Origin of the sequence: Xenorhabdus kozodoii, from assembly GCF_002632875.1 — a bacterium.
Classification (GTDB): domain Bacteria; phylum Pseudomonadota; class Gammaproteobacteria; order Enterobacterales; family Enterobacteriaceae; genus Xenorhabdus; species Xenorhabdus kozodoii.
In genome coordinates this window covers 1-417 of the sequence record NZ_NJCX01000119.1, presented here as the reverse complement: position 1 = coordinate 417, position 417 = coordinate 1, and the positions used below count along the sequence as shown (strand labels likewise).

The following is a 417-nucleotide window of genomic DNA, read 5'->3' as shown; positions in this document are numbered from 1 at the left end:
TGGCATACGAGCGATGCTCAAGATCCTGCGCAATTATGAACGCAAATACGGTGATAACACCATTCGCCAGTTTATTTCCCGCTGGGCGCCGCCGAATGAGAATGACACCGAAGGTTATATTGCTTATGTGTGTCAATCGGTCGGTATCAATAGTCGTTCAGTGATTGACGTTAACCATAAACCCACCATGACGGCGTTAGTCAAGGCGATAATCCAGATGGAGAACGGCCAGCAGCCTTATTCCGATGAGATATTCACGCGGGCGTTTGAGATGTTATGAGAATTTCATACGGCTCTGTTTGTTCCGGCATTGAGGCGGTCAGCGTGGCATGGGAGCCGCTGGGTATGGTTCCGGCGTGGTTCAGTGAAATTGAAAAATTCCCCAGTGCAGTACTGCGCTACCACTGGCCGCATGTC

1 protein-coding gene and 1 pseudogene are annotated in these 417 nt (G+C 50.4%); both read left to right on the top strand.

All coding sequences use genetic code 11. The annotated features are described in order from the left end of the window. A partial coding sequence (locus tag Xkoz_RS19405; RefSeq protein WP_099143536.1) for a structural protein occupies positions 1-280 on the top strand: 280 nt, incomplete at its 5' end. After that, positions 277-417 (top strand): annotated as a pseudogene (locus Xkoz_RS23670) (DNA cytosine methyltransferase); the annotation flags it as partial. The gene Xkoz_RS19405 and the pseudogene Xkoz_RS23670, both read left to right, overlap by 4 nt.